The sequence below is a fragment of the Chryseobacterium sp. FH1 genome (assembly GCF_000735135.1).
In the GTDB taxonomy this organism is placed as follows: domain Bacteria; phylum Bacteroidota; class Bacteroidia; order Flavobacteriales; family Weeksellaceae; genus Epilithonimonas.
This window is the reverse complement of record NZ_JPLZ01000002.1, coordinates 120,588-146,307: the sequence shown is the minus strand read 5'-3', so window position 1 is coordinate 146,307 and position 25,720 is coordinate 120,588. Positions and strand designations below refer to the sequence as shown.

Here is a 25,720-nt window from a genome sequence, read left to right as displayed (position 1 = left end):
CTGCAAACTTAGCTTTTTTATTTTTTAGAATTTGTAATTCAAGCTGATTGAAAGTGTTCTCAATCTTTGTGGCGTAACTGTTGACCAACCAGAGAAATATTTCTTATTGGCAATGTTATCCACTTTCAAAATAATGCTGTATCTATCTTCTGTGTAAGAAAGTGACGAGTTCATAATGATGTAACTTGGAAGTGGAAAAGCACCGATATTACCTCTGTTCAAAGTATAAAATCTGCTTGCAGAGTTACCTCCGAAACCGATGCCGAAGTTTTTAAGCGTCCCGGTTTGGATTTTGTAAGTTCCCCAGAAGTTGATCAGGTTTTTTGGTCCCGCATCTTCTGTCCTATTTCCAGGATATCCTTCGTCACCTTTTACAACATTACTATCATTGTAACTGTATCCGGCAATCAAATTCATCCCAGGAATTGGGCTTCCCAAAACACTTAATTCGAAACCTTTGCTTTCTACTTCTCCGCCTTGATTTACATTAATGCCATTGCCCATCACTTTGTTTTTTACATTGATGTTGTAATAACTTGCGGTAATAGAGAATTTTTCGCCGGCTAAATTTGCTTTTGTACCAACTTCCCATTGATTGGCGTGCTCTGGATCAAAATAACGAAGCTCACTATTCAAAACATTTCCTAGATCATCGGTGATTTGAATTGTTGAAGGATCAACATTTCGGAAACCATTCATATAATTACCAAAGATTGAAACTTTGTCTTGGATCGGCTGATATACCAAACCTAACTTAGGTGAGAGGGTGGTTTTTTCTTTAGAATTGTCTGTAGCGTAAGCAGTTGCCATTCCTGTGAAATGATCCAATCTCAAACTTAGCATTGCAGATAGATTTGGAAGAATGTTCACAACATCTGAAACATAGGCACTGTAGATTTTTGCTTCCGCATTTCCTATTTCTTGTCCTGCGTTTCTTAGTTCATAGTCAACTGCAGATTTTGTAAGAAGGTCTGCTTTTGTATCGGTTTGATTAACCAGGTTCACTACACCGTGTCCAATCCATCCTGTTCCGCCTTGGATGAAATCTCTTTGGAAATAGTCTAAACCAAATAGTAATTTATTCTTTACACTTCCAAAATTAAAAGTTCCAACAAAGTTTTGCTGAATTCCTGTTGTATTGGTCTCTCCACCAACATTAGCAATAAATCTTACGAAATCTCCACCATTGGATTGATCCCACAAGTAAGAATAGTAACCTTCCGTTTTAGTATTGCTTCTTGAAACTAAGGTTTTGGATATCCAATTATCAGATATTTTGTAGTCGGCAGTAGCTTGTATATTGAATGAATTGTTATTGATAGTTAAATCATTGCTGGTGTATGATTTTTTATAATTGTCTTTGAACAAACCAATTGAATTAAAAGAAAGCGGTGCATATCTGTTCAAGAAAATCATTGGCGCATTTGAGGATTCCGACGTTTTGATTTCTGTATTCACGTGGAACGTCAATCTGTCGTTGGCTACAAATTTTACAGATGGAGCGATGTAGAAAGATTCGTTAAAACCAGCATCTTGGAATGTATTGTTTTTCTGATAAGCAGTGTTCACTCGTGCAAATAGGTTTTTGCTGAGTGGCGCGTTTACGTCAGCTGTAAGTCTGTTCAAACCGTAGCTTCCGTTCACATAATTGACTTCACCACCAAAATGATTGTAAGGCTTTTTTGTAACAACATTGATCATACCTCCATAAGAAATCACACTTCCACCATACAAAGTTCCAGATGGGCCTTTGATTGCTTCAATGATTTCGATACCTGCAGGATCTAAAGTTCCGTTGCTTAAGCTCGGCATTCCGTTTACCAAAGTTGGCTGAAGGGAGAAACCTCTCATAGTGTAATATTCTCCACCATCATTTCCTCTACCTGTGGATTCCCAAAGTCTTGTAATACCGGTTACATTCTTAAGAGCATCATTAAAGTTCGTAACAACTTGTTCTTTGATAACGTTTTTGTTTACAGTATTATAAACCTGAGGATTTTCAATATCTTTAAGAGGCATTTTATTTGCCGATTCTCTGTCTCTAGTAATGTATCCGTGTACTACAACACCATCAATCTCATTTGATTTGTTAATAGAATCATTTTCCTGAGCATATGCAAAAGTGGAAACTAAAACCACAGCACTTACAATAACTTTCTTCATTGATATAATAATTTTTGCAAATGTATTATTTTTATTAATTCTAAATTAGAATAAATTATGATATTTGTCATTTCTTAATAAATGTTAAAACAAAAAAAGCTGTTGAAATTATCAACAGCTTTTTAGTTATATCGTAAAATCCTTGTTTATGCAGGGATTTCGCCTTTGTAAAGGAAGGAAACAATCTCTTTGTTCACTTTTTCTACCATTTCGCTAAACAAGTAGAAAGATTCTTGCTTGTAGATTACCAATGGATCTTTTTGCTCGTAAACTGCTCCTTGGGAAGAACGACGTAGATCATCCATTTCTCTCAAGTGGGTTTTCCAATTTTCATCAATGATAGATAGAGAGATATTCTTCTCAAAATCAGTGATCAAACTGTCGCAATTGGTTTCGTAAGCTTCTTTCAAGTCGGTTACAATCGTCATCGTTTTTGTACCGTCTGTGAAAGGAACTTGGATCATTTTGAACATCGAACCTTGGTTTAGGAAAACGTTCTCTATGATTGGGAAAGCTTTTTCTTTAAGAAGATTCAATCTTAAGTCGTAATCTTCTTTTGCGGCTTTGAAAACCAAATCTGTAAGCGCAGGAATTGGTGTGCTTCCAAATTGAGCCTCAGTTACAGGCGCTTCCATTGTGAAATATTTGATGATATCGAATTCGAAATCTTTGTAGATTCCAGTTGCTTTGTGTTGAGAAACGATCGCGGCCGCTGTATCATAGATCATATTCACGATGTCGTACTTCAAGTGGTCTCCGAACAAGGCGTTCTTTCTACGTTTATAGATCACGTCACGTTGTTTGTTCATTACATCATCGTACTCCAACAATCTCTTTCTCACACCGAAGTTATTTTCCTCCACTTTTTTCTGAGCTCTTTCGATAGACTTGGAAATCATAGAATGCTGAATCACTTCGCCATCTTTATGACCCATTCTGTCCATCATTTTCGCAATTCTTTCGGATCCGAAAAGACGCATCAAGTTGTCTTCCAAAGAAACATAGAACTGAGAACTTCCTGGATCTCCTTGACGTCCAGCTCTACCTCTCAACTGTCTGTCAACACGGCGAGAATCGTGTCTTTCTGTTCCGATGATCGCGAGTCCACCGTTGGCTTTCACTTCGCCTTTCAGTTTGATATCCGTTCCTCTACCTGCCATATTGGTTGCAATGGTTACAACACCAGCGCCACCAGCTTCTGCTACGATCTCAGCTTCCTTCTTGTGAAGTTTCGCATTCAATACGTTGTGAGGGATTTTTCTTAAGCTTAATGCTCTTGACAATAATTGAGAAATCTCAACCGATGTAGTACCAACCAAAATAGGTCTTCCAGCGGCAACTAGTCTTTCGATTTCTTCGATTACGGCATTGTATTTTTCACGATTGGTCTTGAAAACCAAATCTTGTCTGTCATCCCTTTGGATTGGTCTGTTGGTAGGAATTACAACTACATCAAGTTTGTAGATCTGCCAGAATTCTCCAGCTTCTGTTTCCGCAGTTCCGGTCATTCCCGCAAGTTTGTTGTACATACGGAAGTAGTTCTGCAAAGTAACCGTTGCAAACGTTTGAGTTGCTGCTTCGATTTTTACATTTTCCTTAGCCTCGATCGCTTGGTGAAGTCCGTCAGAATAACGTCTTCCTTCCATGATACGACCAGTTTGCTCATCAACGATCTTCACCTCGCCGTCAATTACCACATATTCATCATCTTTTTCGAATAATGTATAAGCTTTCAATAATTGATTCATTGTGTGAATACGCTCGGATTTGATAGAGAAATCTCTGTACAATTCTTCCTTCGCTGCGAACTCATCTTCTTTTGAAAGATTTTGTTTTTCGATATCAGCGATTTCTGTCCCGATGTCTGTCAAAACGAAGAATTGTTGATCTTCATTACCAGCTGACATATATTCTACACCTTTGTCTGTCAAATCGATTTGATTGTTTTTCTCATCGATCACGAAATAAAGATCTTTATCTACTTTTGGCATATCGCGGTTGTTGTCCGCCATATATTGACCTTCAACTTTCTGAAGCAATGCTCGGTTTCCGCTTTCTGATAAGAATTTGATCAATTGTCTGTTTTTCGGAAGACCTCTGTAAGCTTGCAACAATTTGAAACCCCCTTCCTTGGTGTTACCACCAGCAATTAATTTTTTAGCTTCATTGAAAAGAACTGAAACTGTTTTCTTTTGTACTTCAACAATTCTGTCAACCGATGGTTTCAAAACATCATATTCCTGTCTGTCTCCTTGTGGAACCGGACCGGAAATGATCAATGGGGTTCTGGCATCATCTACCAAAACTGAATCCACCTCATCCACAATAGCAAAGTTCAATTCTCCCTGAACTAGTTCAGTTGGAGAAGTCACCATATTATCTCTCAAATAATCAAAACCGAATTCGTTGTTGGTTCCGTAAGTGATGCTTGCTTGGTAAGCTTTTCTTCTAGCGTCAGAATTTGGCTGGTGAAGATCGATACAATCGATGTTCATGCCGTGGAATTCATACAGTGGTCCCATCCAAGCGGAGTCACGTTTTGCCAAATAGTCATTCACGGTTACAACGTGAACACCACGGCCAGGAAGTGCATTAAGGTAGATTGGTAAAGTTCCAACAAGCGTTTTCCCTTCTCCAGTTGCCATCTCTGCAATTTTTCCTTCGTGAAGTACAACACCACCGATAAACTGCGTGTCGTAGTGGACCATATCCCAAACAACAGGCGTTCCTGCCGCATCCCAATGGTTTTTCCAAACAGCAGTTTCACCTTCTAGAACTACAAAATCTTTTGTAGCTGCCAATTCGCGGTCTCTGTCTGTAGCCTTTACGCGGATTTCTCCGTTTTGTGCCAAACGTCTGGATGTTTCTTTTACCAGAGCAAATGCTTCTGGAAGAACTTCAGCCAATACTTTTTCCTCAACCTGATAAGACTCTTTTTTAAGGCCTTCGATTTTGGTGAAAAGTGCTTCTTTCTCATCAACGTTGGTTGAGTTTTTTATCTGCTCTTTAGTTTCTTCAATTTGGGTTGTAAACTTAGCAGTTGCAGTTTTTAATTTATCTTTAAATTCTGCTGTCTTATCTCTCAATCCATCATCGGTCAATGCTTGGATTCCAGATTCTACTGTCTTGATTTTTGCGACAACTTTTTTTACTTCTTTAAGATCTTTTGCATTTTTGTCTCCCAAAAAACTTTTAAGAACGGTATTTAAAAAACTCATTTATTCAGCTTTTGGCAATTAGCATTTGGCTAATCGCATTAATAATTTTATTTTCAAAGGCTAATCGCTAATCGCCAAGAGCCAATTGCTATCTTAATATTCGTCTTCGTTCCAGAGGTAATCCTCGTCTGTAGGATAGTCGCTCCAGATTTCGTCAATCGCATCATAGATCTCTCCTTCGTCCTCGATAGCTTGTAGGTTTTCTACAACTTCCATAGGTGCTCCGGTTCTGATGGCGTAGTCAATCAATTCTGCCTTGGTCATCGGCCAAGGTGCATCACTAAGGTAAGATGCTAATTCTAATGTCCAATACATAATTTATAATTTTTGCAAAAGTAAAAAAATAGGTGATACTTTATACACTTTTCTACTGATTTTCAACAATATTTAAAAATTATTTTATTTAATATTCAAATTCCTGTTGTCATCGTAAGTTATTAGTGCGGATTTCCCAAAAACCATTCCACAAATTTTTTTATGCCATTTTGGAAGTTTGTCCTTGGTGCATATCCAATTAATGTCCTTGCTTTTGTAATGTCGGCATTGGTTTTTTGAACATCGCCGGGTTGCATTGGCAACATTTTTCTATTTGCCTTTTTGCCAATTGTGGTTTCTAAGACAGACAGCATTTCGTTGAGTGTCACCACTTCGCTTTCGCCAAGATTGATGATCTCATAAACCTTGTCATTCGTCTCAAGATGTTTGATTGATTTTAATATCCCATCAATGATATCCTCAATGAAAGTGTAATCTCTTGCTGTGGAACCATCGCCGTAAAAAGGGATTTCTTTATTTTCAAAAATCAATTTAGTGAATTTGTGGATCGCCAGATCTGGTCTTTGTCTCGGGCCATAAACTGTGAAAAATCTCAGTTGGATCATATCAATATGATAAAGACTATGATAAACGTGACCGATAATTTCACCACATTTTTTTGTCGCAGCGTAAGGCGAAATAGGATTGTCCACATTATCAGTTTCCGCGAAAGGAATTTTCTCATTATTGCCATAAACACTTGACGACGAGGCGCAAACGAATTTTTTGATTCCAAATTCTTTGCAAAGTTCCCATAGATTCTGAGTGCCACGGATATTCACTTCTTCATATTCCAAAGGTCTTTCTATAGACGGACGAACACCAGCCAAGGCCGCCAAATGAATGACTAGATCAATTTTATGGTTTTGAAAAATCTCTTCCAAACCTTTTTTATCACGGATATCCTGAAAGTAAAACTGGTAATTGTCTGATTTAGTTTCAGTTGATAAGTTTTGAATATCGGTTTCTTTGTCCGTAAAATTAAATTCAGATTTTGTGGCTAAAGATTCGAGCGTATTTTTAATCTTAATTTTGTAATCGTAAAAATCGTCGAAATTGTCAATATTAATGACAGAATGTCCATTTTTCAAAAGTTGTTCTACCAAATGAGAACCAATAAATCCACTGCCTCCAGTTACTAAATAATTCATAAAATCAAATGTGTTGCGAAGATAAGAATTAAACAAAAACAGAAACGATTCTTTTGAAATTTAGTTGGGAACTTTAAAATTAATTAATAATGTTTACTTTTAATCCCAATTTCAAATCCACATCAAAATGCAATTCTCCGGACAAATCCTGAAAATGATCTCTCAAAACGGAAAACCAATCCAATATTACCTAAACCTGAATGGCGACCTCATCAATATGAATCAACTTTTTGGGAAAGAACTTCACGTCAAACACGTTGGCTACGAATGTGTGAATTGTGGGAGCGACGAGAAGATCTACCGAATGGGATTCTGCAAAAAATGCTTCTTCGAAAGTCCATACGCGAGCGATTCGATCATCCGACCGGAATTGTCAACCGCGCATCTTGGCGTGGGCGAAAGAGATCTGGAAGTTGAGAAACAGATCCAACTGGTTCCGCACATCGTTTATTTGGCTTACACAGGCGATGTGAAAGTTGGCGTGACTAGAGAAGCGCAAATCCCGACAAGATGGATAGATCAAGGGGCGACTTTTGCGTTGCCAATTGCCATCACGGAAAACCGTTACGAAGCTGGAATGATAGAGGTGGAACTGAAAAAACACGTGGCCGACAAAACCAATCCGAAGAAAATGCTTTTGGATGATTACGAGGACACTTTAGACCTGATCGATTTCCGAAACAAAATTGCAGACTATTTTCCCAACGATTTCAAAAAATTTGCGGTGAGCGAGGAAAATATCATCAAACTCGATTTTCCTTACGAAAAACCTGAGAAGATCAATGTTTTCACGTTGGACAAAAAACCAGAATTCAATGGTGTTTTGAAGGGAATCAAAGGGCAGTATCTTGCTTTTGAAGGCGATGATTTCATCAATGTTCGTGGGCACGAAGGTTATGTGGTGGAGTTGACGGTTTAAAATTTTAGTATGAAAAACGGATTGCTTTTTCTATTGCTCATTTTCTTTTCCTGCACAGAAAGTTCTCCCAAATTTTCTAAGAAAGATATCGATTATATTGAAAGGGACAAAGAAACTGGTTGGTTCCGAGTTCACAACAAGAAAAACAAATGGGGTTTCATAGATAAAGATAGTTCTATCGTTATTCCGTTCGAGTATGATTTTGTGAATCCGTTTGAAAATGGACTTGCTTATGCAAAAATTGGAAGAAAGGAATTTTTCATCACAAAGAGAAATTTAAGATTAGAAGGCGATTTTGATGAAGTCAAGATTTTTTCTTTCGGATTAGCAGGGGTTCGTAAAAATAAAAAATGGGGCTTCATCGATGAGAAAGGAAAGTTAATTATCCAACCAATTTATGATGAGGTTCAATATTTCACAACTAACGGACTTTGTTCTGTTGTCAAAAATGGAAAATCAGGATTCATTGATAAAACTGGAAAAGAAATCATCCCGGTTATTTACGATGATGCTCGCTCAGAACAATTGGATGATATTGTGATTGTCCAGAAAGATAAGAAATGGGCTTTCTTCGATAACAAAGGAAAACAGCTGTCAGGCTTTCTTTATGATGAGGTTTTTAGCACAAACCATTATGATTTTTCTAAAGATATTTTTGACAGGAGTCAATCAACCTATTTTAAAAATGGAGCAGTTTTAGTGAGGAAAGGAAAGAATTATGAGTTCCTTAATGAAAAAATAGAACCTGCTTTCCCAAATAATAAATTCGATTCTGCAACGGTTTTTGATGGATTTAAAAATGCAATTGTAAAAAGAAATGGCAAGTACGGAATGATAAAATCCGATGGACAAATCAAAGTTCCTTTCGAATATGATTTTATTGAAGCTTACGACAGCAACCACGGAAATTATTCTGAATATTTCAACGCTAGGAAAGGAAAGGTTTATTCTATCTTCAATCAAAACCTTAAGAAAATTGGAGAATCTTTGGAGCCTATTTATAATAATTTCCGCACAGACAATCCAGCAATTTCATTCAAAAATCTAAAAGGAAAATATGGCGTTGTCGACAGAAATGGAACTGTAAAAGTGCCTTTTGTTTATGATGAAGAACTCCAATTTGAACGACAAAATTACGCAGTTGCCAAAATCAATAATGAGGTTGGTCTCATCGATTCCAAAAACAAAATTCTAATTCCTTTTGGAAAACAGTTCATCTATGAAGTTTTTGATAGGCTTGATGATAAACCAAAAGAATCGGAAAATTACTTTATTGTCGCAAATGATAATACAGCAAAGATTGTTGATATTAATAATAAAACAATCGTAAACGGTTATCAGTCCATTCATCCGCTTTTTTATGACCATTCTAAATTCTTGGTTAAGAAAAATAAAAAATTCGGTGTTATTGATTTGAACAATAAAATTCTTTCTCCAATTATTTATGATGAGTTTTCCGATTGGGTAGAATATGGTCCCGAAAATAGACATATTGTAAAACTCGGCTCCAAATCTGGAATGTTGGAGTACAAGACTTTCAAGGAAAAGATTCCGGCAATTTATGATTTTGTTTTCGTGGCGAGAGATAAAGTTTTTGTCGGAAAAAACAAGAAATTCGGAATTATAGATTTGAATAATAAAATCATCTGTCCGTTGATTTATGATGAATTGAAACCAAATTTAGGATATGGCTTAGGTTTTGGAGATGATAAAATCTATGCGAGGAAAGGAATGCAATATTTTGAAATTAATAGTAATGGAAAAATTTTAAAGTCATTTACAAAAACTGAATTTCTTGAAAACACAAAAGAGCCAGAACCACCGCCTCCGCCACCGAAAATAAAATAATTGATGAAAAAAACTTTAAAAGTTACCGGAATCGTTCTGGGAAGTATTTTGCTTCTCATCCTGTTAGTGAACGTTGGATTCACGCTTTGGCTCAAGTATCAGCTTCCGGATTACATCAAAAACAAAACACCTTACGCCATTACCTACAAAACTTTGAATGTCGAAATTCTCAGTGGTAGCATTTCGGCAGACGATATTTTGATAAAATCCAAAAATCCGAATGACAAAAAAGTCCTGGCGATTGATGGCTTTGTTGATGGCTTGAATGTCAGTAGATTGGGTATTATTGATTTAATCAAAAATAAAAAAATCAATACCAATTCCATTAGATTGACGAATCCGCGTCTCAAAATCAGATTGGCGCAAAAGAAAACCAAAGATTCCGTAAAAGAACCAATGCCGTTTCTCATCCGAAATATTGACATTGCCAAAGGAAACATCGATGTTATAAATCCGGATGACTCAAAAGCTTTTTCAGCTAAAAACCTTAATCTCGAAATCAAGAATCTTAGTTTAAACGATAATCCGAACGAATTGCCGTTTGCGCTGGATAGTTACAAGATTACCGCGAGAGATTTCTTCGCCAAAATAAATGATGTTTATACGATTAATTCCAGCGATGTTAAAACCAATAATGGCCAACTGGAAATCAATGATTTTGAGTTGAAATCAATTTTGGACTTTAAAGATTGGGAGAAAAGTTTCACGAAACAAAAAAGTCTTTTCAGTATCAAAAGCAAGAAGATTTCTTTCAATGATTTGGTTTTTGATAAGACGAAACTGAATTTGAAAAATGCGCAGTTCATCAATCCCGAATTTGTGATTCAAAATCGTGATGCGAAAATCATTAAACCGAAAAATACAAAGAAAAATGGCATCGATTTGAATTTTGCCAATATTGATATTAAAAATGGAACCTTATCAATGCTGAAATCCAACGGCGAAAAATCCTTGTCACTTGCAAAATTTGATGCGAATGTGAAAGAATTTTTGATGGATGACGAAACTTCGAAAAACAAATTACCTTTCAAATTCAAAGATTACAAAATTATTGGGAACACGTTTTTCTACGATTCTGGCAAATATTACAATCTCAGTTTGTCAAGCTTCAATATGTCTTCGCAATCGATTGATTTGATGAATTTTAAAATGATTCCAAAAATGTCGCGTGCTGAGTTTGTAAGAACAATTCCGATGGAAGATGACCAGTTCAATATTTCAGCAAACAGGATTCAACTTTCTGGCGTCGATTGGACTTTTGAAAAAGAACTCGACCTTCATTTGAAATCCGCGAAACTTCACAATGTGGACGCCAATATTTTCCGAAGTAAAATTCCGAAAGACAATCCAAAAGAAAAGTTGCTCTATTCCAAAGTTCTTAGAAATATAAAATTCCCTTTAGTTGTTGACAATCTGAATCTTATAGATTCAAAATTGGTTTATGAAGAAGACAAGCCAGACAACAACGGACCTGGAAAGGTATTTTTCACAAATTTCAATTTGAATGTCAAAAATCTGAATTCCAACAAAAAGAAAGGCGCCAATACGAAAGTTCCGATTGTCATCAATTGCAATTTTATGGGCGTTTCTCCAATGAAAGTCAATTGGAACTTTGACACTTCGGACTTACGAGACAACTTTACAATTGGTGGTTATATCAATGATTTGCCGGCCAATGACATCAATCCATTCATCAAACCATATATGAATATCACAGCGACTGGAACGATTACGAGTCTTAATTATAATTTCAAAGGTAACAATGATATTATGAATGGCAAATTCAAGATCACACATAAAGATTTGAAAGTGGCGCTGATAGATAAAGATACCAAAGAGAAAAAGAAATTCCTCTCTGGCGTTGCCAATCTGTTTGTGAAAAAGGATTCTCAGAAATTTCCGGAATCTGTGGACATCTATGTTGAACGGAACAAGGAACGATCGTTCTTCAATTTCTACTGGAAAGGCATTGAGGATGGACTCAAGAAAACTTTGCTGATCATCAAGATTTAATAAAAATAAAACCTTGTCTTTTTACGGACAAGGTTTCTATTTTTGAAAAGCGAAGCGAAATTTTAAAAATCAAACTCTTCCTTCGCTTCTACTTCTGGGATTCTTTTCAGGAATCTATCGAATTCCGGACCTTCATAATTGCTGTTGGCGCCGTAGGAATCAATGATCATTGCAATATTTTCGTAATTGTCTTTGATGAGGTAAAGTGCCACATTATCAGCCGGGTCACTTGCACCTTCGAATCTGTAGGTTCGGATGATTTTCAAATCTTCTGGTTGGTATGACTTTTCTGTACCACTGATTACAAAACGTTTATCATCGGTCATTCGTATTTCGTTTGTGATTCCTTTTTGTCTTAGCTTTTCCATCACTTCCGACAGTGTAAGCATTGGTTTCGGATTATTCATAACAGTATTTTTTAGATTGGTTGTGTTTAGATAAACAAATCACGAACCAAAAAAGACTCTACAAAATATGCAAAGTCTTAAAAAAATAAAAGTTATGAAAAATTAAATTATCCTTCTCTTCAGAAGAGTGAGATAAATTACTTGTTAGCCTTGTAGCGCTTGTCTGGCGTTCCGTCCTTTTTCAAGGTTTTTGAGGCTTTGTATCGTTTGTCCGGCGTTCCGTCTTTCTTCAGTTTTACGGCTGTTGGTGTCGCTTTTTTCTCTGCTTTCGCTTCTGCCTTTTTTGTTTTTTGTTTTTGAGCTTTTGCAACAGTAGATGCAGTCAAAGCAGTTGTAGAAGCTGATGTCGCAACCGTAGATGCAACTTGTGCGCTTGCCATTCCAATCCCGAATGTCAGCAAAAGTGATGTTAAAAGATTTTTCATTTTGAATTGTTTATGTTTTTGATGAGACAAATTTATAGGATTAATTGATTCAAAATCAAATATAATAAACTTTAACCAGAAATTATAATAACTTAAAAATGCCTTAAAATTGTTGATAATGAGTTTGAAACTATGCTTAAATTGTTAGAAGTTTTAATGAACTTTTGCTCACTTTAGGGTTGCGGAAACAAAAATCAATTAAAAATTAAAACGATAAGCTACGCTAAAATTCAGCAAAGTCGCTTTGGAATAGTACTTCGCAATATCCGGCTTTTGGTTTCCGATTTTAGAATTATAGAAATTCAGCTTTGCTCCGAAAACCACTTCTTGGAAACCTTCTGCGTCCAAAACATATATGGCTTTTGCCCCAAGATTCAGTCCACCATTACCTTCATTGAAATCACCGGAATTATCCAAATAAGGACTTTTCATTCTATAAGTACTATAACCCAAGATTTCCTCGACGAAAAATTCTTCCGAGATTTTGTCTTTATGGAAAACGTACCAATCAAAATTATTCATCGATGGTGCGCCGAGGTAACCAAACTTATCACGGTCTTTGATGTTGGCGAGGAAATATGTGTATTCAACACCCAACCCGAAATTCTTGTAAAGATTGGTATTGAGTCCAAGTCCAAAACCGTAGAAATATCCAAAAGCGTCGTTCAAGAAATTATTGCCAAGCGAAGCCATTACTTTCACGTGTGGATCTACAGAAAACTTTACTTGCTCCGTCCAATCCTGCTTTCTCCGTTGTGCAGAAACCGAAATCGAACAAATGACGATGAAAAATAAAATAGATTTTTTTATCATTTCAAAGTAATATCATTAAAAATAACGTAAGTCACACCATCCGGAATCTCGATGCTGAGGGAATCTGCGGAGATTTTGCAACCTGCAGTTTCTGTGGAGAAAGATTTGATTTTAAAATTTTTCAGTTGCAATTTGTACGCGCCTTTGCTGTAAGGTCCAGCCAATACAAAACTTCCGCTTTCTTTCGGATAAGTTTCTGCAATTATTTTGTTATCAACAACAAGATGGATAGGATTCTCAAGAAATACTCCATCGGAATAGGTGAATTTTCCTTCCACATAAGCACGGAAAATATTCGTATCATCGTCTTTGCATTGGGTCAAGAGAATCGACATCAGGCAAAAAACGGATAATATTTTGAAGGTAAATTTCAAAGTTAAGTTTATTATAAAACGCAAGATTAACCAATTATGATATTTATTACCGGACAAAAATATTTTTAATTCAAATAGATCCTCACGCCAACATTGAGATTCAGCAACGGTGCTCTCGAGTAATATCGATCAATGTCTCGTTCTTCGAACTTGACTTCGGAGTCGAAGAAATAGATTTTTGGAGAAGCGTAGATTTCCACCATTTTTGCTTTTGGAAAGTTGTAGGAAAGTTCCGTTCCCAATAGAAATGCGCTTGCGTTTTCTGTATAATTATTTGAAAAATAATCAGATCGGCTCGTCAATGCCATATAACTGTATCCGATTTGACCTTCGATGTTAAAGGCTTCTGTAAAAGGATATTTGTAAAGAAAATAGGTTGTGAAGTTGGTCAGTTTCGGACTTTCTAATTCTCCGAAGACGCTTTTGTCTTTTACTTCGCTAAAGGCTCGGCTAAGTTCTATTCCAAATCCCATATTGTTTTTGAACACGGTTTGAAAGTTCAGACCAACGCCTGTAAAATTTTTCACGCCATCTTTCAGATAATTGTCACCCATCGGAAAAACGCCAACAGCATTGACGCCTAAAGTGAATTTTGGTTTTTGGGCAAATGAAAAAAGGCTGAATAAAAATGCGGTTAATAGTAGAATTTTTCTCATTATTCTATGGTGATGTTAGAAAATTTAACGTAATTCCGGCCTTCTGGAAAGACGATGGAAAGTGAATCGTAACTCAATACATAACCTGTGCGGTCTGTGGAGAAATTGAGGATTTTTTTGTTCAAGACCAATTCGGTTTCGGACGTCGCATCGGGTCCGCCCAATCTGAAAGAGCCGTCATTTCCCGTCGTGGTTTTCGAAAGGATGTAATAGGAATTTTCCAAACTCACCGGAAGATTACTCACCGATTGACTTTGGGACGTGATTTTTCCCTCCGCAAAAACTCTGGAATTATCTACGTAATCTTGTCCGCAACTCACAAACGAAAGTAGTGTAACGAGCACAATAGAACCAAAATTGAAATTTGATTTCATAGGTTAATTTTTTACGAATTTAACGTTTTTTCATTCACAAAATCACGGAGATGGATTAATAATTGAATGCTTAATTTTCGTATTTTTGCCAAGAATTACGATTCCGGGAACAAGCTCGGAATCGTTTTCCTGTTTACACATATTTCAGAATGGAATTAAAAAAAATCAATGAAAATCTGCTTCCCGATTTGCTCAAGAAAGAGTTTGGGAGTGAGATTTTTTCACAATTAGATAGCAATCAACATATTTCTGTGAAAGGAAGCGCGGGTTCGGCGGTTTCTATTTTCACGGCAGAATTGTTTCTGGCGCACAAAAAGAATATTCTTTTTGTTGTCGATGACAAGGAAGATGCGCTTTATGTGAACTCAGAAATGGAAGATCTGCTTGGGAAAGAGAATATACTTTATTTTCCTGCGACGCATTTGGAACCTTATCAAGTTGAGAAAACGCAGAACGCCAACTTGGTTTTGAGAACTGAGGTTATCAATAAAATAAATTCCGGAAAATCTCCAAAAGTCATTGTGGCCTACGTTGGCGCATTATCCGAAAAAGTGTTGAAGAAAGAAGATTTCAAAGCGATTTCTCATCAGATAAAAGTCGGCGACCAGTTGGATTTTGATTTTGTGGATGAGTTGCTGAATCATTACCAATTCAATCAAACCGATTTTGTTTCCGAGCCAGGCGAATTTTCCGTTCGTGGTGGAATTGTCGATGTTTTTTCTTTCTCTAATGAAAAACCTTTCCGGATCACATTTTTTGGTAATGAGGTGGAAAGCATCAAAACTTTTGATATCGAATCTCAACTTTCATTGAACAAAATCACGGAATTCCAGTTGGTTTCCAACATGAATTTTTCGGTTTCTGGGAACAAGGTTTCTTTTTTCGAATTGCTTTCTAATGACAGTTTGATCGTTTCGAAGAATCTATTTCTCGGCGTTAAGAAAGTCAAGGATTTTTATGAAAAATCGTTTGAGAAATTTGAAACATTAAGCAAGGAGATCAGTCATAGAAAGCCGGAAGAATTGTTTATTTCCGAAAATGAATTCAAGAATAAACTGATCAAGTTCAAAACCATCGATTTCAGTTCACACAAATTTGAACTTCCGAAGATCACAACATTGGAACTCAACCAAACACAACAGCCAAGTTTCCACAAGAATTTTGAATTGTTGATCGATGACCTTCAGGAAAAACAAATTCTCGGTTTCGACACTTGGATCTCTTTCTCATCAGAAAAACAAAGAGAAAGATTGCAGTCGATCTTCGAAGAATTGGGACATCAAATTCCATTTAAAAGTTTTAGATCCGAACTTCATCAGGGTTTTGTGGATTTGGAACATAAACTTCTGGTTTACACAGATCATCAGATATTCGACCGTTATCAACGTTACAAATCCAAAGACACGTTTGCCAAATCCGAACAACTGACTTTGAAAGATCTGATGTCATTGAAAGTGGGCGATTACATTGCGCACATCGATCACGGGATTGGGAAATTTATGGGCTTGGTGAAGGTCAATAACGATGGGAAAATCCAGGAATGTTTCAAACTGACCTATAAAAATGGCGACCTGCTTTATGTAAGTATCCATTCCCTTCATAAAATCTCAAAATACAACGGACCAGACGGAAAGGAAATTGTCCTCAGCAAACTTGGTTCGCCCGCGTGGAAATCATTAAAACAAAAAACAAAAGCGAGAGTCAAGCAGATCGCATTTGACTTGATAAAACTTTACGCGCAACGTAAAACAGCAAAAGGCTTCCAATATTCGCCGGATTCTTATCTTCAAAATGAGCTAGAAGCGAGTTTCCTTTATGAAGACACGCCGGATCAAGAAAAGGCAACTTTTGATGTGAAGCGCGATATGGAAGATGAAGGCGTTATGGACCGTTTGATCTGTGGCGACGTAGGTTTTGGGAAAACGGAAATTGCGATTCGTGCGGCCTTCAAAGCGGCCACGGACAGCAAGCAAGTGGCGATTTTGGTTCCAACGACGATTCTGGCTTTCCAGCATTACAGAAGTTTCAAGGAACGATTGAAGGATTTCCCGGTCAATATTTCTTATTTGAATAGATTCAGAACAGCGAAACAAAAATCTGAAACTTTAGCTGGATTGAAAGATGGAAAAGTGGATATCGTGATCGGAACACATCAATTGGCTTCGGAGAAAGTGAAATTCAAGAACTTAGGGTTGTTGATCATTGATGAAGAACATAAATTCGGCGTTTCGGTAAAAGATAAACTGAAGACGATGAAAACCAATGTCGATACGCTGACATTGACGGCGACACCAATTCCGAGGACTTTACAATTTTCATTGATGGCAGCACGAGATCTTTCGGTCATCAAAACACCGCCACCAAACCGTCAGCCCGTTGATACAAGTATCATTGGTTTCAGTGAAGAAGTCATCCGTGATGCGGTTTCGTATGAACTTCAGCGCGACGGACAGGTTTATTTCATTAATAATAGAATTGAAAACCTGAAAGATATTGCAGGATTGATCCAACGTTTGGTTCCGGATGCAAAAGTCGTGATTGGTCACGGGCAGATGGAAGGCAAACAATTGGAGCAAAACGTCCTCGATTTTATGAATGGAAAATATGACGTTCTGGTCGCTACAACAATCATCGAAAGTGGAGTAGATGTTCCGAATGCGAATACGATCTTCATTAATGATGCTCACCGATTTGGAATGGCAGATGTTCACCAGATGCGTGGACGAGTTGGGCGAAGCAACAGAAAAGCATTCTGTTATTTGATTACGCCACCGTTTGATATGATGACTTCCGATGCGAGGAAACGTCTGGAAGCCATTGAGCAATTTTCTGATCTTGGAAGTGGATTTCAGATCGCGATGAAGGATCTGGAGATTCGTGGCGCGGGCGATTTGTTGGGAGCGGAACAAAGTGGTTTCATCAATGAAATGGGATTTGAAACGTATCAGAAAATGATGCAGGAAGCTTTGGAGGAATTGAAGGATGATGAGGATTTTGAAAATCTTTTCGAAAATGAGGAAGACCGGCAGAAGTTATTCAAATCGACGAAGGAAGTGAATATTGATACGGATCTGGAGTTGATGTTGCCGGATCATTATGTGAGTTCGACCGAGGAAAGATTGTCATTATACCAGAAATTAGCTGAGATCAATAATGCGAACGACCTTGCAAACTTCGAAAATGAATTGAAAGATCGATTCGGAGAATTGCCAGATGAAGCCATCAATCTTCTAAAATCTGTGGAGCTGAAATGGCTGGCAGCGGAAATTGGATTTGAAAAGTTGGTCGTGAAAAACAAAGTGTTCCTCGGTTATTTCCCAGCGAATCCTCAAGACAAATTCTATCAAAGTGATAAATTCAAAAAAATAATTGCCTACCTCACACAAAATCCAAAGGAAGCCACGTTAAAAGAAAAGAACAATCAGCTGATGATGAGGAAAGACAACGTGAAAAATGTGGATGAGGTGAATCTGGTTTTGAATAGGATTTTGAATCATTAATTCTTGAAGATGGGAAAGTTTTTCGTTTTTATCGGATTGTTTATATCAATTTTTGGATTTGCGTGTAAATGCGATTACCAAAGTTTTGGGGAAAATTTTGCCAACAATAATTTTGTTGCAGAAATTGAAATTCTAAACGTTTATAATGTTGGTTCTAGTACTGATAAAGATGATCGATTTTATAAAGCCGATATTAAGATTTTAAAATTGTACAAAGGCGAGGCAATCTCTTCAATTCTTATCAGAGGAAAAATTGAAAAGGCATATCGATCTGCTTGTGAGATTGCTGTAAGTAAAGGAGATAGGTTTTTGATTTATTTAGATGCAGAAGAAAATTTTGGAATGTCGGCTTGTACTCCAAAGATTAATTTAGATAGTAAGAATATTCATAAAGAACGAAAAGCTTTGGAATTTTTAATTAGTCAGAAAATTACCAATACAAACTGCTTCTATTTTTTAGGCGATTACTTTCATAAATTCAAAAACTTAAAACCCGAAAATAATTTTGCAGTTTATAAATTGAAAGTCAATGCGCAATCTAAGGTAGAATCTATCGCCGTTGTTCAAGATTTTGGAACATCTAAAGATTCTGAGATCAAAAATGTAATCAAAGAAAATTTTGTGATGCTAAAAGATTTTATGACAGAGGTTAAGAACGAAGAAGTTGTTTTGGTTTTGTTCTTTGATAAGGAAAATGAGGATGTTATTTCTAATTTTAGTTATCTGCCAGATTATCATTAATTCAAGTATTATTTTACTGAATAATTTCAAATTAAAATTTATTTTAAAAAACTAACTTTGCAAACAGAAAATCAATCCATGAAAAATATATTTTATTATCTCACGCTTGTCTTCGGAATATTAATGCTATCGTCTTGTGATCCAAGTCAGGACGGAAACGGTGATTTTCTGATAGGTGTTGACTATCAAAATAATACAAATACCGGCGGAGGAACGACATCTGGAAGAGTGCTGAAACAATTGAAATCCCACCTCAAAGATGACACGGGACAATATGAAGATGCTACTTTTAACTACAATTATACAGGCACAAAGCTCACGTCGCACACAGACGATTCTGGTGAAGTGACCAGATTTGATTACAATAGCAACAACAAGATTTCCAAAATGTCGAGTACTGGACAAACTTCGGCTTTTTCTTACTCTGGAGGAAATCTTTCAACCGTTGTGACAGATGTGGAGGGTGTTGCAAAAATGACTGCAACTTACACATACAGTGGAGGTAAGCTTTCGAAAATCATTTCCATACAAGAATACTCTTTGCCTTTTCCTATTAAAGCTTATTTTGAAACGACTTATGAATTTCAGGGAGAAAATATGGCCAAGTCTGTGATCAAAAATGGTGTTTATAATCCTGTAACTGGCGATCTGGAAATGAGTCCTGATGTGCAGACTGTTTCTTTTACTTACGATTCGAAAAAATCACCTTACAAACTTCTTCCGTTGGAGTACCATCTTTGTTTGATAGGGATTGCGCCACAAGGAGGGAATTATCTTTCTGCCAACAATGCTGAAAAAGTGACCATTGCAAACGGCGGTGTTACTACAGAAGTAATGACTTTTTCTCACGCTTACGACAGCGAGAATTATCCAACTAAAAGTACTGCAGGACAAGATTTTATCGAATATAAATATCAGTAATCAATGAAATATCTTATCGTCGGCATTGGGAACAAAGGGGAGGAGTATGCAGAAACGCGACATAATATCGGCTTCAAAGTAGCTGAAAAAATTGCTGAGAAGATAGAAGCACCTTTCAAATCTTCGAACTTTGGACTCCTTGCAGAAGGGAAATACAAAGGCAGAAAAGTCTTTGTCCTAAAACCTGATACTTATGTGAATCTCTCCGGAAATGCGGTGAAATTCTGGATGCAGAAAGAGAACATCCCATTAGAAAATATTTTGATCATTACAGATGATCTAGCTTTGCCTTTCGGTTCTTTGAGAATGAAAATGAAAGGTTCCGACGCTGGTCACAACGGTTTAAAAAGCATCCAATCACAATTGAATACTCAAAATTATCCAAGGTTGAGATTTGGCATCTCTGCAGAATTTTCGGAAGGTAAACAAGCGGATTACGTTCTCGGAAAATGGAATGAAGAGGAAAAAGAAAAACTCTCCGAAAGAATCGAAAAGTTTTCCCAAGCTAGTTTATCTTTTGTCTTTGCAGGCATTCAGAACACAATGACCGCTTTCAACGGTAAATAAAATTATTTCTTAATAAATTTTGCAGAAGTTGATGTGCCGTCTTGGAAATCAACTTTGATCAAGTATTGTCCAACTTTTAGTTTTCTTACATCGATCAAAGTCTTGGAAGAGGTTTGCAATAGTTTTCCATCTGCGGAAAACACGGAAGCCTGTTTTAGTTTTTTGTCTTCATAAGTTACTGTTAATTCATCTGATGTTGGATTTGGATAGACAGCAACTTTCGATTTAGCATCTGTTTCGGATGTTGACAAAGCATTGGCGCCGTACAATGAAAAAGCCATTCCGCTAACCATATTTGAAACTTGATTCACATTTGTCCAATCTGTATATCCTGAACCCAAAAGATTGTTAGGATCTACGATTTTCGCTGTTTCAAGTTTTGGAAGATTCATAGTAGATGCTGCCCAATAGAAATGTTTTTTGGCAGTCATGAAGCTTGTATCATTCATATTGTTTAAAACAGAGTACAGGACCACCCAATATTTGGTGTTGGCATTGTAAACCACAGAACTTGGGATATTCCACTCAACGTTCAATATTTTTGCATCAGCAGGGTCTGTTGTCATGACAACATTGGCATTGGTGGCAAAATTGGTGAAACTCATTTTCATTCCAGAATTTACCCATACAGGAATGCCGGATGGTTTACCTCCGTTGTCATTATAAAATGAAACTCTCCAAGACAGAAGGTTCTGTAAATCTAGAAAACCGTCTTCTATATGTCCGGTAAATTTAATTTTGTTGATCGTACTGTTTGTTGGTAATTCGAAATCATCAGCAACGTAGATTCCCATTTTCTCATTATAATTAGCTGAGGAAATGACATCAATTGAAGCGAAGAAATCTGAAGCTAAAGGTTTTTGCTCGAAAAGCAAATTTTGACCGAACGCCAGGGAAGATGCGCCCAGAAGGAAGAATAGTTTTTTCATCAATGTATGTTTTTGCAAAGATAATCAAACAATCCTATCCACAAAAATTAATTTTCAGATTTTCAAAATAAGAAATAAGTAAGCCGGATAAAATAAATTACCCGGCCTACGAACCTAATTAATTGTATGAAAAAAAATGTTTTTATAACCAAGTTACAACGCCCGTCTCAACATCGTAATTTGCACCTACGATTTTGATTTTGCCTTCATCTTCAAGGCTTTTAAGAGTTGTGCTGTTTTTGCGAATATCCTCGATCGCGTTTTTAACGTTCTGCTGATTCAGTCTTTCCAAAAGATCTTCGTTTTTGGAAGAGCGATCTTCGCCATCTGCAATGATATCATTGATGATGTGATCAAAATGACCAATCAAATGGTTCAGGTTTTCCATTCCCATTCCTTGGATTGCGGCAGCGTCCAAGCCTCCTTTCAGAGCGCCACATTTTGTGTGACCCAAAACTACAACAAGTTTGGAACCAGCAACGTTGCAACCAAATTCCATAGAACCAAGAATATCCTGATTCACAAAATTACCGGCAATTCTGACACTGAAGATATCGCCCAGACCTTGGTCGAAAATCAATTCAGCAGAAGTACGGCTGTCGATACAGCTCAAAACTACAGCAAATGGCCATTGTCCTGCACGCGTATCATTTACCTGAGAAAGGAGATCTCTATTTGCTTTGAGATTGTTCACAAATCTTTGATTTCCCTCTTGTAGGATTTCCAAAGCTTTTGCAGGTGTGATGGTCGTTTGTGTTTCTAATGTATGTGCTTTCATATTTTTTGATTTATAATTGTATTAAATGTTTAATGACTTTGTTAATAAGCAAGAAGCCAAAAGCTAATCGCAATAAATTTATTACATTGCCCTTTTGTGATTGATGACCACGTGAGAGTCTTGATCATCAGCATAATCTTTGTAAGACGTTCGGAATCCGATCAATTCTACATCGATGTCTTCTTCTTTCGCTCGTACGTTGGCAAAATCCTGTATCATTTCCAGAACATCTGTTGTGATGTAAGAAGTCGTTTGCGCATCAATGATTACTTTAGATCCGGATTTTACGTTTTTCAATGTTTTTTTGATGGCTGCTTTGTTTAAGAAAGACACTTCTTCTGCCAATTTGATTGTGATCTCATCTGCATCATCCAAAGTTTCTCTGCTTAGATAATAAGCACGCTTCATATTCCCTTGCAAAATGTAGAAAATCGAAATCACCAACCCAATCCCAACACCTTTTAGCAAATCCGTCGCCACTACAGCGACTACAGTTGCTACAAATGGGATGAACTGATATTTACCATTGTGCCAGAAATGTTTGAATGTTGCAGGCTTAGCCAATTTGTATCCAACTAAAATCAATACAGCGGCAAGTGTTGCAAGTGGAATCATATTGAGAACTATTGGAATAGTCAATACGCAGATCAACAACAGAACCCCGTGAATGATCGCTGAAATTTTAGATGTGGCACCTGCATTGGCGTTGGCGGAACTTCGCACAACCACAGAAGTCATCGGCAATCCACCAATGAAAGAGCTGATGAGGTTACCAATGCCTTGGGCCTTCAATTCCAGATTGGTATCTGTGATTCTTCTTCGGACGTCCAATCTGTCAGAAGCCTCGATACAAAGCAAAGTCTCAATAGAAGCCACAATTGCGATGGTTGCACCTACGATCCAAACTTTAGGATTTGTAAATCCATTGATGTCTGGAAACGTGATCATGTTTTTGAAGTCATCGAGTGATTGTGGAACTGGTAAATTCACAAGATGCTTCTCGGTAATTGCCAAAGAACTTCCCGACATTTTGAAAAATTCATTCAACAAAATTCCTGCAATTACAGCAACCAATGCCCCAGGCAACAATTTTAATTTTCTAAGAACCGAAAAGTGATCCCACGCCAATAATATCCCAACAGAAACCAAAGTCACCACAATAGCTCCAGGGTGAATTGCTCCAGCTAATTCTGAAAAATACCCGAAATTTATACCTTTGTCGAAAATAGCTTGATTCCCTTCGTAATCATTATCAAAACCAAGTGCGTGTGGAACTTGCTTCAGAATAATAATGATTCCAATACCAGCGAGCATGCCTTCTATAACATTATTTGGAAAATAATTTGAGATACTTCCCGCCCGAACAAATCCTAGAATTAGTTGTAAAACTCCTGCAATAATACCAGCACAAAGAAATAATTCAAATGCCCCTAAATCTGTGATAGCCACCAAAACGATAGCAGTAAGTCCTGCCGCTGGACCAGATACGGAAATGTTAGAATTACTAATAAGTCCAACCACAATACCGCCTACAATCCCTGCAATGACACCAGACAAGGGTGGTGCTCCGGATGCTAATGCAATCCCGAGACATAGTGGTAATGCCACAAGGAATACGACCAAACCGGAAGGGAAATTTTCCTTGATTCCTCCAAACAAAGATGTTGATTTTTTCATAAGAAATTAAAAATATTGATGATTTGCCTTAGGATTAGCATCATTTTTTGGCGTATTTCACCGGCAAATGCCACACGAAAATTCCACACAGGAATCACAGATGTGATTGATACTGAGTACCAATGTTCTTTTAAGAAGTTGATTGACTTAATACAGCGTAAGATCTGCTGTGTAATAGAAACAGCAAACAGGTGCAACGTTTTATTGAAAAACGATTTTAGATTATGCCTCTGGAGGCGGCGAAAAAATGCTGAGCAATGGAGAGTAGTAAGAACCTTCTTCCCAGTTGATCGCCGTTTTTTTCTGAGGAACAGCTTCATGAAACTTTAGGAAGTCATGGATGTTCATCGTTTTAGGAATATCTTTTTCGTAGAGGACAAAGGTGTTGGAGTGAGTTTCTTCCTCATTCATTATAACATTAGTTGTCGGCAATTCCCATCCAAAGATCGCGGCCACTCCTGGAAGCGCTGTGAAATTGAGAAAAACCGTTAACATTATAATACTCCAATATTTCATAAAACAAATCTTATAGAAGATTTTTATTGTTCTTTTTGCTCATCACCCAGTCAGAATCTGTCAGGTTGTAGATTTTTTGAATGTCCTTCAAGATCTTCTCAAAATCGATTTCCAAATCTATAATTTTTCCAGTTCTAAGGTCAAAGACCCAACCGTGAACAATAGGATATTCATCCACGATGTAGCGTTCTTGCACACAAGCCATCTTTATAACATTGATGCATTGCTCTTGAACATTCAGTTCTACAAGGCGATCATATTTATCATTGACATCAATCGAATCCAATTCTTCCTGATGCAGTCTGTAAACATCTCTGATATTTCTCAACCAAGGATTCAAAAGTCCAAGATCCTGAGAAGTCATTGCGGCTTTTACGCCACCACAGTTGTAATGTCCACAAACGATGATGTGTTTCACTTTCAAATGTTCCACAGCATATTGAATCACTGCGGTAGAACTCATATCCAAAGTGTTCACCACATTGGCAATGTTCCTGTGTACAAAAACTTCGCCTGGCCCTACGCCCATCAATTCCTCCGCCGTTGCGCGGCTGTCGGAACATCCAATGTAGAGATAGTCCGGATGTTGAGTCTTGGCAAGGTCGTGAAAATACTCAGGATTTTGCTCAAGTTTTGACTCAACCCATTTTCTATTGTTTTCAAAAATGGCTTCATAAGATTTTCCCATAATAAAATCGTTTTTCAGAATTATAATTATTTGATTCTAAGAAGTTATTTTTGAATTTGATAGACTAAATCAATAATTAAACAAAAATATGCTATAAAAATTAGAAAAACCAAGATTTTAACAAAGTTTAATATTGAAAATAATAAATATTCTATTTTAAAAATAAAAATTATTTAAACTTTATTATTAATGTAACCCTCAGTAGCATTCAGTTTCGGGCTGATTATTGCTGGATTTCCCAATGCGATGGAATTGTCTGGAACGTCTGTATTTACATAAGCATTTGGTGCTATCAAAACATTGTTTCCAATCGTTATCTTTCCGACTATCACAGCATTTGGGCCAATCCAAACTTCATTTCCAATGATTGGAACGCCCTCATTTCTTCCGCGATTTGCCTGAGCGATTGTAACACCTTGTGCAATGTTGCAGTTTTTGCCAATTTTTGCTTTCGGATTGATCACCAAATGTCCCCAATGACCAAGATAAAAGCCTTCTCCAATCTCCGTTTCCGGATAGATTTGAAAACCATATTTGATTTGATAATGGCGAAGGATGAGTCGGTATAATTTTCCAATCAGAGAAGATTTGGTATATTTCTGTGCATTTCTGAGCCAATAGATATAATGCAGATTTGGGCTGAAACATTTTTTAAGAATCTGAAAATGTGACAGGTATTTCCCGCTTTCTCTGTAAAAATCTTTTTGAATGGTAGAATGACTCATTG

Annotated in this window: 23 protein-coding genes; 7 read left to right on the top strand and 16 right to left on the bottom strand. The window is 37.0% G+C overall.

The features are described from left to right. Positions 1-24: 24 nt before the first annotated feature. The 4 genes from IO90_RS01930 to IO90_RS01915 form a co-directional block, all read right to left on the bottom strand. Positions 25-2,163 carry a TonB-dependent siderophore receptor gene (locus IO90_RS01930; protein WP_034963405.1) on the bottom strand — a complete coding sequence of 713 codons (2,139 nt, stop codon included), beginning with the start codon at positions 2,161-2,163 and terminating at the stop codon, positions 25-27. Positions 2,164-2,309: 146 nt separating this feature from the next. Further along, entirely contained in the window at positions 2,310-5,381 is a 3,072-nt protein-coding gene (secA, locus tag IO90_RS01925) for a preprotein translocase subunit SecA (RefSeq protein ID WP_034963404.1), read from the bottom strand. Between the two features lie 93 nt (positions 5,382-5,474). Beyond that, positions 5,475-5,696: a DUF2795 domain-containing protein gene (locus IO90_RS01920; RefSeq protein ID WP_027382805.1), complete on the bottom strand. Its 222-nt coding sequence runs from the start codon at positions 5,694-5,696 to the stop codon at positions 5,475-5,477. 122 nt (positions 5,697-5,818) lie between these two features. Then, the gene (locus tag IO90_RS01915; protein WP_034963403.1) at positions 5,819-6,847 is read right to left on the bottom strand and encodes a GDP-mannose 4,6-dehydratase; all 1,029 of its coding nucleotides are present in this window, start codon (positions 6,845-6,847) and stop codon (positions 5,819-5,821) included. A 127-nt stretch (positions 6,848-6,974) separates the two neighbouring features. On the opposite strand from IO90_RS01915, the gene IO90_RS01910 reads away from it, so the two are divergent. Genes IO90_RS01910 through IO90_RS01900 form a run of 3 tightly spaced genes read left to right on the top strand, consistent with a single transcriptional unit; the run spans position 6,975 to position 11,627 of the window. Beyond that, positions 6,975-7,766, top strand: coding sequence for a DUF2797 domain-containing protein (locus IO90_RS01910; protein WP_034963402.1), 792 nt, complete (start codon positions 6,975-6,977; stop codon positions 7,764-7,766). A gap of 9 nt (positions 7,767-7,775) precedes the next feature. Continuing rightward, positions 7,776-9,614 (top strand): WG repeat-containing protein, encoded by a 1,839-nt coding sequence (locus tag IO90_RS01905; protein WP_034963401.1) that lies wholly within the window; start codon positions 7,776-7,778, stop codon positions 9,612-9,614. A gap of 3 nt (positions 9,615-9,617) precedes the next feature. Beyond that, the gene (locus tag IO90_RS01900; RefSeq protein ID WP_034963400.1) at positions 9,618-11,627 is read left to right on the top strand and encodes a hypothetical protein; all 2,010 of its coding nucleotides are present in this window, start codon (positions 9,618-9,620) and stop codon (positions 11,625-11,627) included. A gap of 62 nt (positions 11,628-11,689) precedes the next feature. Here IO90_RS01900 and IO90_RS01895 read toward each other — a convergent pair whose 3' ends face one another. The 6 genes from IO90_RS01895 to IO90_RS01870 form a co-directional block, all read right to left on the bottom strand. Then, a complete protein-coding gene (locus IO90_RS01895; RefSeq protein WP_034963398.1) occupies positions 11,690-12,034 on the bottom strand; it encodes a hypothetical protein in 345 nt (114 codons plus the stop codon). Between the two features lie 137 nt (positions 12,035-12,171). Next, positions 12,172-12,459 (bottom strand): hypothetical protein, encoded by a 288-nt coding sequence (locus IO90_RS01890; protein ID WP_034963396.1) that lies wholly within the window; start codon positions 12,457-12,459, stop codon positions 12,172-12,174. 198 nt (positions 12,460-12,657) lie between these two features. After that, entirely contained in the window at positions 12,658-13,272 is a 615-nt protein-coding gene (locus IO90_RS01885; RefSeq protein ID WP_034963394.1) for a hypothetical protein, read from the bottom strand. After that, positions 13,269-13,646 carry a hypothetical protein gene (locus IO90_RS01880; RefSeq protein ID WP_131450801.1) on the bottom strand — a complete coding sequence of 126 codons (378 nt, stop codon included), beginning with the start codon at positions 13,644-13,646 and terminating at the stop codon, positions 13,269-13,271. The genes IO90_RS01885 and IO90_RS01880 overlap by 4 nt, the downstream gene beginning before the upstream one ends. A 65-nt stretch (positions 13,647-13,711) precedes the next feature. After that, positions 13,712-14,302, bottom strand: a complete 591-nt coding sequence (locus IO90_RS01875; RefSeq protein ID WP_034963389.1) for an outer membrane beta-barrel protein — start codon at positions 14,300-14,302, stop codon at positions 13,712-13,714. Then, complete coding sequence (locus tag IO90_RS01870) at positions 14,302-14,676, bottom strand: hypothetical protein (protein ID WP_034963386.1); 375 nt, start codon at positions 14,674-14,676, stop codon at positions 14,302-14,304. The genes IO90_RS01875 and IO90_RS01870 overlap by 1 nt, the downstream gene beginning before the upstream one ends. Before the next feature lie 149 nt (positions 14,677-14,825). Here IO90_RS01870 and mfd point away from each other — a divergent pair, with 149 nt between their 5' ends. From mfd to pth, 4 genes are all read left to right on the top strand, one after another. After that, positions 14,826-18,176 carry a transcription-repair coupling factor gene (gene mfd, locus IO90_RS01865; RefSeq protein ID WP_034963384.1) on the top strand — a complete coding sequence of 1,117 codons (3,351 nt, stop codon included), beginning with the start codon at positions 14,826-14,828 and terminating at the stop codon, positions 18,174-18,176. A gap of 9 nt (positions 18,177-18,185) precedes the next feature. Continuing rightward, positions 18,186-18,917: a hypothetical protein gene (locus tag IO90_RS01860; RefSeq protein ID WP_034963382.1), complete on the top strand. Its 732-nt coding sequence runs from the start codon at positions 18,186-18,188 to the stop codon at positions 18,915-18,917. Between the two features lie 78 nt (positions 18,918-18,995). After that, complete coding sequence (locus IO90_RS01855; protein WP_034963380.1) at positions 18,996-19,838, top strand: hypothetical protein; 843 nt, start codon at positions 18,996-18,998, stop codon at positions 19,836-19,838. A 3-nt stretch (positions 19,839-19,841) separates the two neighbouring features. Next, on the top strand, positions 19,842-20,405 hold the full coding sequence (pth, locus tag IO90_RS01850; RefSeq protein WP_034963378.1) for an aminoacyl-tRNA hydrolase: 564 nt from the start codon (positions 19,842-19,844) through the stop codon (positions 20,403-20,405). Positions 20,406-20,407: 2 nt separating this feature from the next. Here pth and IO90_RS01845 read toward each other — a convergent pair whose 3' ends face one another. The 6 genes from IO90_RS01845 to IO90_RS01820 form a co-directional block, all read right to left on the bottom strand. Continuing rightward, positions 20,408-21,334, bottom strand: coding sequence for a T9SS type A sorting domain-containing protein (locus IO90_RS01845; RefSeq protein WP_034963375.1), 927 nt, complete (start codon positions 21,332-21,334; stop codon positions 20,408-20,410). A 142-nt stretch (positions 21,335-21,476) separates the two neighbouring features. Continuing rightward, a complete protein-coding gene (locus tag IO90_RS01840; protein ID WP_034963374.1) occupies positions 21,477-22,112 on the bottom strand; it encodes a carbonic anhydrase in 636 nt (211 codons plus the stop codon). 81 nt (positions 22,113-22,193) lie between these two features. Continuing rightward, positions 22,194-23,789 carry a SulP family inorganic anion transporter gene (locus IO90_RS01835; protein ID WP_034963372.1) on the bottom strand — a complete coding sequence of 532 codons (1,596 nt, stop codon included), beginning with the start codon at positions 23,787-23,789 and terminating at the stop codon, positions 22,194-22,196. 222 nt (positions 23,790-24,011) lie between these two features. After that, positions 24,012-24,305: a hypothetical protein gene (locus IO90_RS01830; RefSeq protein ID WP_034963370.1), complete on the bottom strand. Its 294-nt coding sequence runs from the start codon at positions 24,303-24,305 to the stop codon at positions 24,012-24,014. Between the two features lie 10 nt (positions 24,306-24,315). Continuing rightward, positions 24,316-24,993, bottom strand: a complete 678-nt coding sequence (locus tag IO90_RS01825; protein WP_034963368.1) for a carbonic anhydrase — start codon at positions 24,991-24,993, stop codon at positions 24,316-24,318. A 173-nt stretch (positions 24,994-25,166) separates the two neighbouring features. Further along, positions 25,167-25,718 (bottom strand): serine acetyltransferase, encoded by a 552-nt coding sequence (locus tag IO90_RS01820; RefSeq protein WP_034963366.1) that lies wholly within the window; start codon positions 25,716-25,718, stop codon positions 25,167-25,169. Positions 25,719-25,720: the final 2 nt, after the last annotated feature.